General features: G+C 34.5%; 18 protein-coding genes and 1 pseudogene. 4 read left to right on the top strand and 15 right to left on the bottom strand.

Annotated elements, in window-relative coordinates:
* Nucleotides 1–294: 294 nt before the first annotated feature.
* The 4 genes from sucC to RT037_RS06700 form a co-directional block, all read right to left on the bottom strand.
* Nucleotides 295–1488, bottom strand: a complete 1194-nt coding sequence (gene sucC, locus RT037_RS06715; protein WP_079667445.1) for an ADP-forming succinate--CoA ligase subunit beta — start codon at nucleotides 1486–1488, stop codon at nucleotides 295–297.
* Nucleotides 1489–1595: 107 nt separating this feature from the next.
* A complete protein-coding gene (locus tag RT037_RS06710; protein WP_313029207.1) occupies nucleotides 1596–1856 on the bottom strand; it encodes a hypothetical protein in 261 nt (86 codons plus the stop codon).
* 9 nt (nucleotides 1857–1865) lie between these two features.
* Entirely contained in the window at nucleotides 1866–2252 is a 387-nt protein-coding gene (locus RT037_RS06705; RefSeq protein ID WP_079667447.1) for a DUF423 domain-containing protein, read from the bottom strand.
* A gap of 178 nt (nucleotides 2253–2430) precedes the next feature.
* Nucleotides 2431–3762 (bottom strand): hydroxymethylglutaryl-CoA reductase, degradative, encoded by a 1332-nt coding sequence (locus RT037_RS06700; RefSeq protein ID WP_313029203.1) that lies wholly within the window; start codon nucleotides 3760–3762, stop codon nucleotides 2431–2433.
* Nucleotides 3763–4032: 270 nt separating this feature from the next.
* On the opposite strand from RT037_RS06700, the gene RT037_RS06695 reads away from it, so the two are divergent.
* From RT037_RS06695 to ygiD, 3 genes are all read left to right on the top strand, one after another.
* Entirely contained in the window at nucleotides 4033–5208 is a 1176-nt protein-coding gene (locus tag RT037_RS06695) for an MFS transporter (RefSeq protein ID WP_313029201.1), read from the top strand.
* A 216-nt stretch (nucleotides 5209–5424) separates the two neighbouring features.
* Nucleotides 5425–5937, top strand: coding sequence for a YceI family protein (locus RT037_RS06690; RefSeq protein ID WP_313029198.1), 513 nt, complete (start codon nucleotides 5425–5427; stop codon nucleotides 5935–5937).
* A 72-nt stretch (nucleotides 5938–6009) separates the two neighbouring features.
* Nucleotides 6010–6837 carry a 4,5-DOPA dioxygenase extradiol gene (gene ygiD / locus RT037_RS06685; RefSeq protein WP_312323817.1) on the top strand — a complete coding sequence of 276 codons (828 nt, stop codon included), beginning with the start codon at nucleotides 6010–6012 and terminating at the stop codon, nucleotides 6835–6837.
* A gap of 111 nt (nucleotides 6838–6948) precedes the next feature.
* Here the strand turns inward: ygiD and RT037_RS06680 are convergent, their stop codons facing one another.
* Both RT037_RS06680 and hutH read right to left on the bottom strand, forming a co-directional pair.
* Nucleotides 6949–7401, bottom strand: coding sequence for a DUF2059 domain-containing protein (locus tag RT037_RS06680; protein ID WP_312323818.1), 453 nt, complete (start codon nucleotides 7399–7401; stop codon nucleotides 6949–6951).
* A gap of 1 nt (nucleotide 7402) precedes the next feature.
* Complete coding sequence (gene hutH, locus RT037_RS06675) at nucleotides 7403–8893, bottom strand: histidine ammonia-lyase (protein ID WP_313029194.1); 1491 nt, start codon at nucleotides 8891–8893, stop codon at nucleotides 7403–7405.
* Nucleotides 8894–8966: 73 nt separating this feature from the next.
* Here hutH and uvrC point away from each other — a divergent pair, with 73 nt between their 5' ends.
* Nucleotides 8967–10763, top strand: a complete 1797-nt coding sequence (uvrC, locus tag RT037_RS06670) for an excinuclease ABC subunit UvrC (protein ID WP_313029192.1) — start codon at nucleotides 8967–8969, stop codon at nucleotides 10761–10763.
* Between the two features lie 157 nt (nucleotides 10764–10920).
* On the opposite strand, the pseudogene RT037_RS06665 reads toward uvrC, so the two are convergent.
* The 9 genes and pseudogenes from RT037_RS06665 to RT037_RS06625 form a co-directional block, all read right to left on the bottom strand.
* A pseudogene (locus RT037_RS06665) lies at nucleotides 10921–11484 on the bottom strand (LemA family protein).
* An 83-nt stretch (nucleotides 11485–11567) separates the two neighbouring features.
* Nucleotides 11568–11978 (bottom strand): hypothetical protein, encoded by a 411-nt coding sequence (locus RT037_RS06660; RefSeq protein ID WP_313029189.1) that lies wholly within the window; start codon nucleotides 11976–11978, stop codon nucleotides 11568–11570.
* A gap of 39 nt (nucleotides 11979–12017) precedes the next feature.
* Nucleotides 12018–12704 (bottom strand): hypothetical protein, encoded by a 687-nt coding sequence (locus tag RT037_RS06655; RefSeq protein ID WP_313029186.1) that lies wholly within the window; start codon nucleotides 12702–12704, stop codon nucleotides 12018–12020.
* A gap of 1 nt (nucleotide 12705) precedes the next feature.
* The gene (locus RT037_RS06650; RefSeq protein WP_313029184.1) at nucleotides 12706–13425 is read right to left on the bottom strand and encodes a DUF2931 family protein; all 720 of its coding nucleotides are present in this window, start codon (nucleotides 13423–13425) and stop codon (nucleotides 12706–12708) included.
* Between the two features lie 173 nt (nucleotides 13426–13598).
* Nucleotides 13599–13730, bottom strand: a complete 132-nt coding sequence (locus tag RT037_RS06645) for a hypothetical protein (RefSeq protein ID WP_313029181.1) — start codon at nucleotides 13728–13730, stop codon at nucleotides 13599–13601.
* Nucleotides 13731–13855: 125 nt separating this feature from the next.
* Nucleotides 13856–14584: a hypothetical protein gene (locus tag RT037_RS06640; RefSeq protein WP_312324401.1), complete on the bottom strand. Its 729-nt coding sequence runs from the start codon at nucleotides 14582–14584 to the stop codon at nucleotides 13856–13858.
* A gap of 294 nt (nucleotides 14585–14878) precedes the next feature.
* Complete coding sequence (locus RT037_RS06635) at nucleotides 14879–15310, bottom strand: PepSY-like domain-containing protein (RefSeq protein ID WP_312324400.1); 432 nt, start codon at nucleotides 15308–15310, stop codon at nucleotides 14879–14881.
* Between the two features lie 61 nt (nucleotides 15311–15371).
* The gene (locus RT037_RS06630) at nucleotides 15372–15698 is read right to left on the bottom strand and encodes a multidrug efflux SMR transporter (RefSeq protein WP_312324399.1); all 327 of its coding nucleotides are present in this window, start codon (nucleotides 15696–15698) and stop codon (nucleotides 15372–15374) included.
* Between the two features lie 92 nt (nucleotides 15699–15790).
* Nucleotides 15791–16099, bottom strand: coding sequence for a hypothetical protein (locus RT037_RS06625; RefSeq protein ID WP_312324396.1), 309 nt, complete (start codon nucleotides 16097–16099; stop codon nucleotides 15791–15793).
* Nucleotides 16100–16251: the final 152 nt, after the last annotated feature.

The raw sequence follows: 16251 nt of genomic DNA, 5'->3' as shown, positions 1-16251 counted from the left end.
ACGGAAAGCGCTTGAAATTAAATTCTCCAGTATTGTCAAAAGCGGTTACATCCCAGCCTTAAGCCATGTGTCGTTATTATAAGTGTCTTCAACATGGTCTGTTATGAAGTTGAAATCTATAATGCCATAACTTGGTGCTTTTTGAGCAATTGCAGAGACAGAAAATAAACTTAATAATAGGTAAAAATATTTCATAACTAAACTTTGTTTTAAAGTTAGAAAATATTTAATAAATAAAAAACCTCCAAGATTATTAACATCTGGAGGCTTTCATTTATTTTAAAAATTCTAGAATTATGCTCCTAAAACTTCTTTTACTTTGTTAGCTGCTTCTTCTAGAGTAATTGCAGAGTGAACGTTAAGTCCAGAATCGTCAATCATCTTCTTAGCGATTTCAGCGTTAGTACCTTGTAATCTCACGATTAATGGAACTGGGATGTTTCCGATGCTGTTGTAAGCGTCGATAACACCTTGTGCAACTCTATCACATCTTACGATACCACCGAATATATTGATAAGGATAGCTTTTACGTTTGGATCTTTCAAGATGATGTTGAAAGCCGTCTCAACTCTCTGTGCATCAGCAGTACCACCAACGTCTAGGAAGTTAGCAGGATTACCGCCAGATAATTTGATGATATCCATAGTTGCCATTGCAAGACCAGCACCGTTTACCATACAAGCAACGTTACCATCTAGCTTCACAAAGTTAAGACCAGCGTCGCCAGCTTCCACATCTGTTGGATCTTCTTCTCTCTTATCTCTAAGTTCTGCTAAGTCTTTGTGACGGAATAATGCGTTGTCATCCAAAGATACTTTGGCATCAACTGCGATAATTTTGTTATCTGAAGTCTTAAGAACAGGGTTGATTTCGAAAAGAGATGCATCGATACCAACATAAGCATTGTAAAGCGACGTGATAAATTTAACAAACTCTTTGAAAGCTGTACCTTCTAATCCTAAGTTGAAAGCAATTTTTCTCGCTTGGAAACCCTGAAGACCTACAGCTGGATCTACAACTTCGTTGTGGATTAGGTGTGGTGTTACTTCAGCAACGTGCTCGATATCCATACCACCTTCAGTAGAATATACGATCATGTTTTTCCCTTGCGCTCTGTCTAGCAATACAGAAACATAAAATTCTTTAGTCTCTGACTCACCTGGATAATATACATCTTCAGCGATTAGTACAGAGTGTACTTTTTTACCTTCTGCAGACGTCTGAGGCGTTACCAATTGCATACCTAGGATGTTGTTAGCGTTTTCTTTAAGCTTATCCATGTTAGGAGAGAACTTAACACCACCACCTTTACCACGACCACCTGCGTGGATTTGAGCTTTAACTACCCACGCTTGTGCGCCTGTGTCAGCAGTTAATTTTTCAGCAGCAGCTACAGCTTCATCAACATTATTCGCAACAATACCGCGTTGGATCGCAACACCGTATTTTGATAAAATCTCTTTAGATTGGTATTCGTGAAGATTCATAATATTTTTATTGTTTTATTTACAATTTTTAAGATTTACAAATTTAATAAATTTGAGGGAATAAAATAATTTAAACTCAAATTTTTAATTTGACATTTAACATAGGATTAATACTTTGCGCCAACTTCTTTACAAATTTGCAAATATTCGTTAGGCATTTTCGAAAATGTTCCCGTTTCAAAATACTCATCCGAGTGCGGAATATACATAGTATAATCCTTTCCAATTGGGATAATCGGAATAAAAAATAACTCAATATACTTTTTGTAAACCGTGATTATCGCATTAACGGGAAATCCATTTTTCGTGATTTTTCGCTCCTCTTTAGCTACAGGTTTGGAGTTAATTCCGAAAATGAAAAAGAACATTATTATTAATTAAATTTTATTCTTTGCAAAATACCAAATCAACATTGCCCAACTGATAATCATAAACAGCCCGCCAAGTGGTGTAATTGGACCTAAGAATTTTAAATTAACACCCCAATAATCTTGAAAACTCAAAAAATAAATACTGAACGAAAACAAAAACGTCCCGATAATCATAGCTAACGAAATCCATTTGTGACTTCCAGTATCAAATTTTAAAATATATCCAACAATTAAAAGAAAAAATGCAGCGTACATTTGGTATCTAACTCCAGTTTCGAAACTTTCTAGACGTTCTACAGAAAGTATTTTCTTAAAAGCGTGTGCGCCAAATGCGCCTAATATCACCGAAAGCATTCCGTAAAATGCACCAAATATTAATGTAAATGTTTTCATTTTTTAAATTTATTTTTGAGTCATTAATAAAAATATTTTCCCCGCTGTTGTTAAAATGCCGAGAATTATAAAAAGCCATGCAAATCTTTTGCTAGGTGCAAATCCAGGATGTTTTGTCACTTTTAAAAAGATGCCGAATCCTAATATAAAGATGGATAATCCGAGTCCGAACATATTCTTATTTTTTTGATCTTAAATTTTCTAACTCTGCAATCACTTCGTGGTGACTCACCGTTTTATCTTTAAAGTAGGTTACAAAATGTTGTTTCTCTTCTTCGGTTGCTCCAAATTGATTAAGAATGTTAAACAAGTGCATCTTCATATGACCTTTTTGGATTCCCGTTGTCACCAAAGAACGTAACGCACCAAAGTTTTGAGCCAATCCCGAAACCGCCAAAATACTCATCAATTCTTGCGCAGATGGTTTTCCTAAAAGCGCCAAAGAAAATTTAACCAAAGGATGAAGATTGGTCAAACCACCAACAACACCAACCGAAATTGGCAGATCGATCCAAAATCTAAAAATACCATTGTCTGTCGTACAATGTGTCAGCGACGAATATTTTCCGTTGCGAGATGCATAAGCGTGTGCACAAGCTTCAGTTGCACGGAAGTCGTTTCCAGTTGCGATAACCACAGCGTCGACGCCGTTCATAATGCCTTTGTTGTGCGTTGTTGCACGATAAGGCTCGATCTCGGCGATGTTAACAGCTTGTTTAAATTTCCATGCAAATTCTTCGTTAGAAATGCCGCTGTCGTCCTTCAGCTCATCAATCGGGCAAGAAACTTCTGCACGAACAATACAATCTGGTGTAAAGTTGGACAAGATATTCATCACAACTTGTAGCGAATCTTTTTCCGCTTGTGTAAAGTCCGCTTCGTTAGCTACTTCTTCTTTCAAAGTTTTTCCGAATTGCTCCAGACAAGAGTTGATGAAGTTAGCACCCATGGAGTCTACAGTATCAAAACTTGCTTTCAGTTGGAAGTAATTTGGCATTTCCTCCGTCTTATCAATCAAACGAATGTTAAGAATTCCACCGCCACGTTTTCTCATGTTGGCAGTAATATCTTCGGTTGCTTCGAATAATTTTTTCTTTAATTTAAAATTGAAAAAATGTTGAAGTTTGTGAGGTTCAACATTTAAGATAAAATGCGTGTGCCCCAATTTTTTTGTGTTGATAATGGTTGTTTTGAAACCGCCTTTATCCAACCAAAATTTTGCTGCTTTGGATGCTGCTGCAACAACAGAGCTTTCTTCAACTGCCATTGGAAGCGCCAAAAGTTTTCCGTCAATCAAAAAATTCGGGGCAATCCCGTAAGGCATATAAAAGTTGGAAATCGTGTTTTCCGAAAACTCTTCGTGTAGTTTTTGTAAATCGGGATCGTTATTCCAATATTGTTGTAAAATTTGTTCGTAACTTCTGTCATTCGATAGATACTCGCTGATAAGCCAATCTATCTTTCTTTGCTTGGATAATTTTGAAAATCCTTCTACCGGTTGATGATTCATTTAATACGAATTTAAGTTTCAAAGATAAGGAATTCGTTTCAGCTAAAGTCTAGGAATAAGCTTTTGAAAGTCTGAAAATTGTCATTTTTTTTACATTTTTCTAATAATGATTTTGAATCTTAAGTCTTTCGGCAGAATTTGTTTTAAAACAGAAAATAATAAGCTCAATAATTGTTTTTCTCAATAGAAATCAATTTTAAATTTAATTAAAGAACAAAAACTCTTTTAATAAATAGCCGTATTTTTGCACTCTTTTTTAAGCAGAATATCATGTCGGAAGTTTCTAAAATGTCGTCGCAACCCATCAAATTATCAGAATATCGTAGAGCAGTTTTTGGCTATTTCTTTTGTCAAGGTATTTGCTTTGCATCGTGGGCAAGCCGCATTCCGACGATTAAAGAAAATCTCCACCTTAGTGAAGGACAATTGGGAACGATGCTTTTGATGTTGCCGATGGGACAACTTTTTACAATGGCATTAGCTGGAAAAGTCAATACAAAATATGGAAGCGCAAAAGTTATCACGATCGTGTCTATATTATACGCGTTGATTTTGGTGAGTATTTCTTTTGCAACCAATGTTTATATGTTGGCAGCTTCATTAATGCTTTTCGGTGTTGCAGGAAATATGGCGAGCGTCGCGGTTAACACGCAAGCTGTCGCTGTAGAGAAAATGTATGGCAAATCGATAATGACGGTTTTCCATGGTGGATGGAGTTTGGCAGGATTCTTCGGCGCATTAATTGGACTTTTAACTATTAATTTTCATATTAACACGACTTATCATTTTTTAATCATATTTGGTATCATCATTATTAATACGATTTGGAATGTTAAATATCTTGTTCCTAAAATTGAGCATGCAAGTTCTGCTGGTAAAAAAGTGAAGTTCCGACCAGACTCTATTTTAATACAATTAGGAATTGTCGGTTTCTTTAGTATGGCAACAGAAGGCGCGATGTTCGACTGGACGGGCGTTTACTTTAAAGATGTTATTAAATCACCAGCGTCTTTGGTTATTTTAGGCTATACATCATTTATGATTATGATGGCGATGGGACGTTTTCTTGGCGGACTTCTCATTACAAAACTAGGAAACAGAAAAGTTTTAATGATTAGTGGTTTGCTCATGTTTATCGGAATGATGATGTCGGTGTTGTTTCCGTTTGTGGTGACTTCAACTATTGGCTTTATGTTGGTTGGTTTGGGAGTTGCTTGTTGTGTGCCGACGGTCTATAGTTTGGCGGGGACGCATCCGAGTATTCCGCCAAGTATGGCAATTGCGTTGGTGTCAAGTATTAGTTTCTTAGGATTTTTGATGGGACCACCGTTAATTGGTTACATTGCTGAGTTGTCAAGTTTGCGTTGGAGTTTTACTTTATTTTCGATGTTTGGACTGGCAATGGTCGTGATGATGTTTGTGAGTTCTTACTTCAAAAAATCATAAATTTCTGTTAAGTCAGACTTTGCTCCATTTTTAAATTTTTGGATTAAATTTTTCTAAGTTCTTCATTAATAAATCTTTTTGAGTTATACGGCTCCCAAAAAGTGTATTTTTCTTAACATAGATCAAGCTATAAAGTTATCATAAATCAATGTTTACTAAGCAGTTGCGGTGCTATATTTGCAATAGAAATTTAAACAAACAAATAAAACAAATATTATGGCAACTAAATGGTTATTAGACCCAACACACAGCGAAGTAAATTTTAAAGTTAGACACATGATGATCTCTAATGTTAAAGGAGAATTCAGAAACTTTAATGCAGAAATCGAAGCTAACGATGACACATTCCAAAATGCAAAAACAACTGCTTTTATCGATGTAGATTCAATTTATACAAACAATACAGATCGTGATAATCACCTTAAGTCTGCTGAATTCTTTAACGCAGAACTTAACCCAAAAATCACTTTCGAATCAGATTCACTTAACCAAGATATTACTGGTAACTTAACAATTAACGGTGTTACAAAACCAGTGAAATTGGAAGTAGAATTTGGTGGTATTAATGTTGACCCTTGGGGAAATACAAAAGCAGGTTTCACTTTCGAGGGAAAAATTAGCAGAAATGATTTCGGTCTTAACTGGAATGCAGCACTAGAAGCTGGTGGTGTTATGGTTGGCGATGATGTAAAAATCTCGGGTGACCTACAGTTTGTAAAACAAGCTTAAACTTATCAATCTATATATCACAGAAAGATTTAAGAAGTGTTCATTCGCTTCTTAAATTTTTCGTTTTTAAATATGAACTTAAACGATCTAAATCAAATATCCGAAGGCTTTCAGAAGACACCAAAAATGCCCGTTCTTTTTTTGGGACATGGCTCTCCGATGAATGCGATTGAGGATAATGTTTTTGTGCAAGGCTTTAGAAATATTTCGAAAGAAATCCCAACGCCTAACGCAATTTTGTGCGTTTCCGCACACTGGTTTACAGAGGGAACTTTTGTAACAGCGATGCAACATCCGAAGACCATTCATGATTTTTATGGTTTTCCAAAAGAATTATTCGATGTAGAATATCCTGCGCCTGGCAGTCCCGAATTGGCGCACAAAACCGTTGAACTTCTATCTCCGGCTTTGGTGGAAGAAGATCATAATTGGGGATTGGACCACGGTGCATGGTCGGTGGTTCGACATATGTTTCCAGAGGCTAATATTCCGGTGATACAGCTAAGCATCGACTATACGAAGTCGCCGCAATATCATTTTGAATTGGCGCAACGTCTTAACAAATTGCGTGAAAAAGGAATTTTAATAATTGGTAGTGGTAACATTGTCCATAACTTGAGAATGATCGATTGGCAGAATATTAACACGGTAGGTTCTGGCTGGGATTGGGCAATTGAAGCCCGCGAAAAAATAAATCATTGGTTGATGGATGGTGACTTCCAAAAGTTAATCGATTATCAAAAACAAGGTACGAGTTTGCAATATGCAGTCCCGTCGCCAGATCATTTTTTACCATTAATCTACACTTTGGGATTAAAGGACAAATCAGAAAATCTTTCGCTTTTTAACGATGCATTAATCGGCGGCAGTCTTAGTATGACCAGTGTTCTGGTTCATTAATTTAGTTTTCATAGTTTTATTTTTTTAGGTTTTGTTCCAAAAGAGCAAAACCTTTTTTTTGTAGGGCGACTCGCAAAAAATAAAAATCCCGAGAATTTCGGGATTTTTATTTTATTCTTCAGATTCCATTGGAGGATCTTGGAAGTAGCCTTCTTTTTCAAGGTCTGCGATGACCTTTTCGGCAGTTTTTACACCCCATTCTTCTCCTGCCTTCATGCTTTCCTGCATAATTTGCGGAAGTATGCTCATACTTTTTTTACCAACAGGTGTATTATAAAATTTGATTAGCTGATCAATGTCTTCGGAAGTATAATATTTTGAATAAATACCAACCATTTTTTCAAGCAAATCATTATAATTTATTTTTTCTCGGATTTTTGTCCAAAAAATAGTTGGGACAGTTGGATTCGTTTCCGCATAGTGATTCATCATCTGGGTAAACATCAATTCTACATTTTTTGTCATACCCATAACTTCCATTAGTTTTTCAACCTTTTGTTCTTTTGTTTGTGCGGAAGATAATGCTGAAACCAAAAATGCCGATACTAAAAATATTTTTTTCATGTTAAACAGTTACGTTTAGTTTTTTATTTCTAATTAAATCTGCAATCGCCAACATATCTCTTCCGATAAGTCTGTCTTCTTCTAATTTTGGAACAACACTTCTAATAATGCTAAAGTTTTCTTCAATTATTTTTGAACATTTTGCAGGTCTACGGAATTCTAATCCTTGCGCTGCAAACATCAATTCTACTGAAAGAATATTCACCAAATTATCCAAAACTTGATTGAACTTTCTTCCTGAAATACTTCCCATTGATACGTGATCTTCTTGACCTAAACTTGTTGGTATAGAATCCGCGGAAGCTGGGAAACAAAGTGTTTTGTTTTCTGTTACTAAAGCTGCTGAGGTATATTGTGGAATCATAAATCCTGAATTAAGCCCAGAACTTTCTGTCAATAATCTTGGAAGCCCAAATTTTCCTTCTAATAAAAGATAACTTCTTCGGTCGGAAATATTTCCTAATTCTGCAGCGGCTAAAGTTGCGTAGTCAAGCGGTAAAGCCATCAATTGTCCATGGAAGTTTCCACCAGAGATTGATTCTTCGGCGCTTAACACGATTGGATTATCGGTTACAGAATTTAGTTCTGTTTCCGCCATCATTTTAAGATGTTCAAAAGCATTGCGACTCGCGCCATGTACTTGTGGAACGCAACGCATAGAGTATGGATCTTGTACACGATCACAGAATTCATGCGATTTTAGGTTGTCAGAACCTTTTAAGAATTTCAGCATTCTAGCCGCCACTTTTTTACTTCCAGCAAATGGACGAATCTCATGCAACTCTTTCTTAAAAGGACTTGCCGAACCTCTGTAAGCTTCAAGACTCATCGCGGCAGTCATATCAGCAAGGTCAAGAAGATATTCCATTTTTTCTAAACCTTTGATGGCATGTGCTAGAATAAATTGTGTTCCGTTAATTAAACCCAAACCTTCTTTTGGTCCAAGTTTCAAGGCTTTTAATTTATGTTTTTTAAGGGCAATTTCTGTGTCAAAAATTTTATCACCGTCCCAAACTTGACCAAGACCAAGCAGTGGAAGAACCAAATGTGACAAAGGCGCCAAATCTCCCGACGCGCCAACAGAACCTTGCTCAGGCACAACAGGGATAATATCTTTTTCCAGCATTAAAATCAAACGCTCGATAACGTCTAAAGAAACACCCGAAAATCCTTTTGACAACGCATGAACTTTAGAAATAATCATAATTTTCGAAAGTTCTTTATCAATCGGTTTTCCAACACCGACAGCATGAGAAATGATGAGATTGTGTTGAAGTTGTGCTGTTTCTTCTTCTGAAATCTTCACATCGCAAAGTGGTCCAAAACCAGTGTTGATGCCATATACTGTATCATCCGACGCAACAATTTTTGCAACATTTTTTTGAGACTTAAGAATTTGATCTTTTGCCGTTTTATTAAGTTTTGCTTTAGCAGTGTCTTTACAAATTTCTAAAACATCTTTATAAGAGAATTGGTCAATACCGTATATCATTATCGTAAATTTTGGTTAAAAATAATGAAATTTACTGAGCTTTTCAAAGTGAGTTATTTAGTATTTTTGTTGTATGAATTCCGATTTAGAACTTCAACTAAAAACCTTGGCCTCGGATCCAGGCGTTTACAGATACTATGACAAGAACAATCAGTTGTTATATGTTGGTAAGGCTAAAAATTTGAAAAAGAGAGTTTTATCCTATTTTAATAAAAATCTATCGAGTTACCGAACCAAAATTATGGTTGGGAAAATTTTTCGATTAGAGACAACCATTGTCAACAGCGAATATGAGGCACTTTTATTAGAAAATAATTTGATAAAGGAGCATCAGCCGTTTTACAATGTGATGTTAAAGGACGATAAAACCTATCCTTGGATTTGTATTAAAAATGAGCCTTTTCCACGGATTTTTATGACTCGAAATGTTATTAAAGATGGTTCGGAATATTTTGGTCCTTATGCCAAGATTCGGCCTGCGAAGATTCTTTTGGATACAATCAAGCATATTTATAAACTTCGAACTTGCAACCTAAATCTTTCGGCGGACAAAATAGAAACTGGAAAATATAAAGTTTGTCTAGAATATCATATTAAAAATTGTGAAGGACCTTGCGAAGGCTTGGAATCTGAAGAAGAATACAACGAAAAAATTGATGCGATACGAGGTATTATTAAAGGTGATTTCCGGAAAGCTAAAGATTATTTGACGACTCAAATGATGCGTTATGCTGTCGATTTAAAATTTGAAAATGCACAAATGATTAAGGAAAGAATCGACGCTTTGGAAGATTATCAAACCAGAAATACGATTGTCAATCCTAATATTGATGATGTTGATGTATTTGGGATGACGAGCGATGAGACGGCGGCTTATGTTAATTTCTTTAAAATTAGAAACGGAAACATTATCCAAAGTTTTACCACAGAAATTAAAAAGATTTTGGATGAAACCGATGAAGATATTTTGGAAGAAGCTTTAATCGAAATTCGACAAAAATTTGGTTCGGATTCTAAAGAGATTTTAATTCCGTTTCATTTGAGTGTTGAGATTCCGAATGTTAAATTGATTGTTCCAAAAGTCGGTGATAAAAAGCGTATCGTAGAATTGTCGGAGAAAAATGCCCGAGAATATCGTTTAGAAAAATTAAAAGCAGTACAAATTGTTGATCCCGATCGCCACACCAACCGAATCATGGCTGAGATGAAAGCTTTACTCAGAATGCCTGTGGAACCACGACATATCGAAGGATTTGATAACTCGAATATTCAGGGGACTAATCCGGTTTCGGCTTGTGTTGTTTTTAAAGATGGAAAACCAAGCAAAGCAGATTACAGAATTTTTCATCCCAAAACGGTGGAAGGAGCAAACGACTTTGCAACGATGGAAGAAGTTATCTATCGTCGTTACAAAAGAATGTTGGACGAAGGTGAAGAATTACCACAGTTAATTTTGATAGATGGTGGTAAAGGTCAACTGTCTTCTTCGGTGAAGAGTCTTAAACTACTCGGTCTTTACGGTAAAATTACAATTGTTGGTATTGCAAAACGTTTAGAAGAAATCTTCTTCCCGAATGATCCTATTCCGTTGTATTTGGATAAAAAGTCCGAAACTTTAAAAATTTTACAAAGAGTACGAGATGAAGCGCACCGATTTGGCGTAAGACATCATAGAACACGACGTAAAAATTCAACAATAAAATCGGAGTTGGAAGAAATACCTGGTGTCGGTCCAAAATCAATCGAATTACTTTTGTCTAAACTAAAATCTGTAAAAAGAATAAAAGAATCGAGCCTCGAAACTTTAGAAGAAATCCTCGGAAAGTCCAAAGCAAAAGTGGTTTGGGAATATTTTAATTCTGGAGAATAGTTTTTTGAATGATTAAAATTAGTTCTTGTTAGATTTTTGTTTCTTTTTTTCTTCACCTAATCTCGCGATATTGCTGTCTATACTTTGGAAATTAAAAGCGCAAAAAAACACCATTATTTGTGTTGCGTCCTTATTGGAACGAAGTAGTCTTGCAAAACTAGAATTTACCTCCATCGTATTTTTTTTCGTTGTCGGTTACTTGTAACATTTGTTTTTGTTTAAAAGAAAACAATTTCGCCATAATAAGATTCGGGAATTCTTGTATTCCGGTGTTGTACAAATTGACGCTATCATTAAGAAACTCTCGTCGGCCAGCAATAATATCCTCAAGTTGAGTAATCCGTTGTTAAAATGCCATAAAGTTATTGTTTGCTCGCAAAATAGGATAGTTTTCGGCAACTAGCATAACAGATTTTAGGCTTTTATCAAGTTGATTGGTAATATTTACTTTTTCATCAGCAGATGCTGCATTGTAATATTTTGCCCGCAGTTTTGTAAGTTGCTCAAGCGTTTTGGCTTCGTAATTTTTTGATTCTTTTACGACAGCGATAAGATTTGGGATTTCGTCGGCACGTTGTTTTAGGACGACATCAATATTCGCAAATGATTTTTCAATATTGTTTTTTAAGAAAATAATTTTATTAAAAACGCTAATAACAAAGCCAATTGTCAAAAGAATGACAACGCCAATGATGAAATAAAATAATATTTGTTCGTTCATGTTTTTTAAAAATTATTCGCCAGACTCGGATTGTATTGCTTCGTCTGCATGCTCATCGTCATCAGAAGAATGGTTGATGACTTCTATTTTAAATTTTTCTTCTTTTGGTTTTTTAGTTTTAAAAATGAAAAATTAGGTTTTGTAATGTCCAATTTACGACCATCCATGGACGTTGGTGTCACTATGATAATAGCCATTAAAACTGCAAATACTGCAGCGTAGGCTTTTGCTTGATTCAATAAAGGGACAGAATCATTATACAAATTAATTTCGTCAATATCGCCAACTCCAAAGGTTTTGTTATAATCATCATAAGCGACAATCGCTTTGTTGTCTTCTAAACTCACATTCCCTATTAGAAGTACTTCTTTTTTATCTTTTAATAAATATTGAGTAACACGCTGGTTGTTATCATAATATTGCTGATCTTCTTCTAACCAAAGAAACGAAATGTTTGCACCTTTAACCAAGATTGAGCCGGTGTCATCGGTCAATGTAAAATCTTCGCAAACCGTTCTATCAAGTCTTGTTGTTTATGAAGTTTTCCCTTCTTTATTTGTGCTTTCGTCTTCTATGGTATATCGAAAACCGATACAATTTTTGCTTCCAATTGGTGAAATACTAGGATTTATTTGATGACATTTGCCTTGTAATTCTGCCAATCCCATGGCGACAGATCGTATTTTGGAATTTGGTAGACTAGCTTGGGTTTTTAGAAAACGTTTGTTGTTAGTCGATGCCATGATGGCTGCAACAAAGATTGCTATGAATACTAGGATTATTCCGCCTTGTCCAAAGAAATATAGTGACAAACCTCCAAACAGAAAAAAGGCGATTGTAAAAAGGAGTTCTTTAGCTTTTCTGCTATTAGATTTTGGTTTGATATTGTATTTTTCATTAAAACTTCGATTACTAACATAGTCAGTGCTTTCATTTTTTCTAAAAGAAGAAATTATGATCCCGATTATTCCAAGTAAGAAAACCGATAATGACAATATTATTAAAGCTAAAAAGGCGTAACGCGAATTAATTAACCAAACAATATATATAATAGCAGGATCTACCAAAAAAAAAGCAAGTGCTAGCTTATTGTTCATTCTCAATAAAGCACTAGAAATAATATAGTGAAATAATGCGATGCCTACAGAAAATGCCAGCAAAAAAATAAGCATTGGAAGAGGAACTTTTTCGTTGGTTAATGATGCTATAAACTCGGACATACTAAAGTGTGCATTTTATAAATTGTTTGGTACTGTCAATATAATTAGCTTTTGCTTCCCAACCAAAATTTATTTTCTGTTTTGTTGAATCTGGTAAATACTCAAAAAATTTTGCTTTGTATAGTTCTTCGGTTTTAAAATCATCATAATTCAGAGATTTAGAAATTGAAACTGGCTCCAGATGTTTTTTGAACAGAAGCTTTGCATAATTATCACCTTTTAGCCAAAGCATCATATTTCCGTTATTAGCCACACCTAGCAAAAATACCAAACCATGGACGTCACCATGGACGTTATATAATTTAGTAAACCGCTTTTGTTCTTGCGCTTCTTCAAAACATTGCTCTATGTCTTTGGTTGGTAACTGGATTTTTGTTTTATAAAATTTGTTAGCACGATAATCAAAATATGATAAAACCAGCTCAATTGGTAATCGCATTGGTTCTCGTGCTTCTGGGAAGTAGTAGGCATGTCCCCAGGTGTTTCCAAAACGATTGACTTCGTCTTGACTTTTATAAAAACTGGTACCAAGTTCATCGTGAGGATAATTAAAACTTACTTCTTCAATATACATCGGGTAGGAGGGTGGCACAGTAACACTTGAGTCAAAATTGTAACGATCCCAACTTTTGTAGAAAAACAAGTAACCAATATTAGCGATAACCATCAAGACAACAATCGCTGAAAGGCATTTATTAAAAGTATTTAGTCTTTTCAACATAGGTTAATGATTAAAGCCTTTAGCTAATTGATTCGCATACCATAAAACTCCAAAAAATAATAGCGATATAACTATTAATATGATCATCAACCAAAATGCTAATGATTTTTTTGAGGTTTTATAAGAAATCACATAAATAATTTGGAAAATAGTGATTGTGAAGATCCAACATGTTAAAACTGTAAAAAAAACGATTCTTCCGTGGGACCTTGCAAAATAAAAATGGCTGTCAAAATACAGATCATTACCACCAATGCGACAGAAATTGGTTTGTTAAGATTTGTGTTTTGTACTTTGTTTTCCATTTTGAAGAGCTAGCAAAGCATTTATAAGTTCTGAAATTAAAAAATATTTTTAATATTAATTTCAAAATTTAAGTAAAATGTTTTAAAACAAAAAAGCAGCGAGAGATTCGCTGCTTTTGGAGATTTTATTTTTTCTGAAAAACTTGTTTAGAAAAACTTCCATCGGACTGCGGAAATTCAATAACAATATTACCGTTTTCTGTATAAGCTAAAGTTTTTTGATTGTTCTCCAAAACGACATGGAAGATCCCAGGTTTGCTACTTTCTGTTAATTTCGCAAAAGGTGTTGAACTTTGTGACGAGACTAATATCAATTGATTTTGTCCTAACTTAATAAGTTGATAGTTGAGTTGTCCATTCGTGAAATTTAAGGATTTCTCTTGCGAAGTTGCAATCGAAGTTGTGTTAACATTCTCACTAATCGTTGCAACTGGAGTAGTTTCTTTATTACTTTCTAAACTTGTTGTGGTTTTAGGGTTAGAAATTGTTAGTGTTTTTGTTGCATTTTTTAATGCATCGGGATAACCAGTTTCAAAGTCTTTATCATCAGTACTGCCTTTTAGCTCCTGTATAATCTTATTATTACAATCCTTAAAAGTAATTTTTACTTTATTTTTTAAAAAAGAACTATCATCTAGGAGGTCTGCTTTAAGAACTGCGCAAGAATTATTATCCTCTTGGATGATTTTATATTTTTTTGACTTTAATTGCTGAATAAGAGTATTTCGAAGATTGAATTTATCCATCTTCTTTTCAAAAGAATTGGGTACGTAGATATATTCGTAATCAGAAATGTTTTGAGAGAATACAATTGATGAGGTTCCTATTAAAATTGATACAAATAGTTTTTTCATGCTTTTAAAATTAGAATACGAATATATAAATACTTTTTGTTTGATATGCCGTGTTTTCTCTATTCATGAAAAATAAATGATTTCACTAATTATTAGTTTTTTATGATAAGATTTAAAGCTATTTTCATGTTTATTTTACAAAAAGTTTAAAAATATTTTGCAAATTTCAAAATTAATATTACATTTGGTGAACATTCAAATCACACACACATATTTAAAATTTACCAAATCAAAAATGTGAAAAAACCTTTTCTTAATTAGAAAAGGTTTTTATTTTGAAGTTAAAGGTGTTTATTATTTTGATGAATTTAGGAAAACTCCCTTGTCGTTAAACTCTAATACCATGCCGTTACTTAGGTCAATTCGTTGTTTATTATTTTCCTTTTCCCATCCTACAATTTGTTGTTTTAGGTAATTTGCTTTGGTATAATCCCAGACATTTTTAGGAACAATCGACATTGGGATTTCTTGTTTAGTGTTACTCTCAATGTCTTCAAGTATATTTTGATGATCAAAATCTAATTCCATTTTATTGCCGAGAGTTACATTATATTCTGTCCCGAATTTTGTTTCTTCCTGTGTTACTTTGGCTATGGGCGTGTTAGGAAAATGTTTTTTAACAAAGTTGGTAATGGTTTTAGGCGTTTTGTTGATTTCAACTTCTTTTTCTTGTGCATTGACAAACAAAGTACAACAAAACGTACATAGATAGATTACAGTTTTCATAAGATTTAGTTTTAATCAAATCTAAGAAAAAAAATCCCTTCTATATACTTAATTTATGGAATTAATGACTCACAGACTTTAGACCTACAATCGAACCAATTAATGTACTGATGAAAAATATACGCCAAAAAGTTACAGGCTCTTTAAAAACAAAAATTCCAACCAATACAGTTCCAACAGCGCCAATGCCCGTCCAGACTGCATAGGCGGTTCCTATTGGCAGACTTTGTGTCGCCTTTATAAGTCCTAACATACTTATAGTTAAACAAATTAAAAATCCAGCGTACCAAAGATAAGATTCTGTTCCTGATGTTTCTTTAGCTTTGCCGAGACATGATGCGAAGCCAACCTCGAAGAATCCTGCAATAATTAATATAATCCAGTTCATTTTTTAAAAAATTTGCGCAAATTTCTTAAAAAAATATGCGATAAACATTTTACAAATGATAAAAACTTATTTTATTTGAGCCCTGATTCTACTCAAGCTAACTTGTGTAATCCCAAGATATGAAGCAATATGCCGAAGAGCAGCGCGTTGTAGCAAGTTGGGACCACCCAATCTTCTAGCAGCTCAATGTTTTCGTAGTTTTTCTTGTTATAGACGTAGTTGTTCATCGGGATTAGAGGCTGACCTTCTGTACCAAACCAAAAAGTAACTTCCTGACCCTCAAAATCTGTAAAAGCCCTTACCAAACCATCTTTCACAAAGTAGAGATGTTTTTCGGTTTTATCAGCCGATAATATAATAATGCCTTTTTGTAAGTCTAAATGCTCAAAATGCTGGCACATCAATTTATTGATGTCTTCCGACAGAGGGCATACATTATTAATAATGTTATAGAGTACTATGTCTATTAATTCTACATACGAATCTAAGCATAAAAATTATTTCGGGCAATCCTCGCGCCTTTCTGAAGTCCTTGCTAGCTCGGTCGGGCTGT

This window comes from Soonwooa sp., from assembly GCF_032062245.1.
GTDB lineage: Bacteria > Bacteroidota > Bacteroidia > Flavobacteriales > Weeksellaceae > Soonwooa.
The sequence above is the reverse complement of the archived record's forward strand: the minus strand, read 5'-3'. Positions and strand labels throughout refer to the sequence as shown.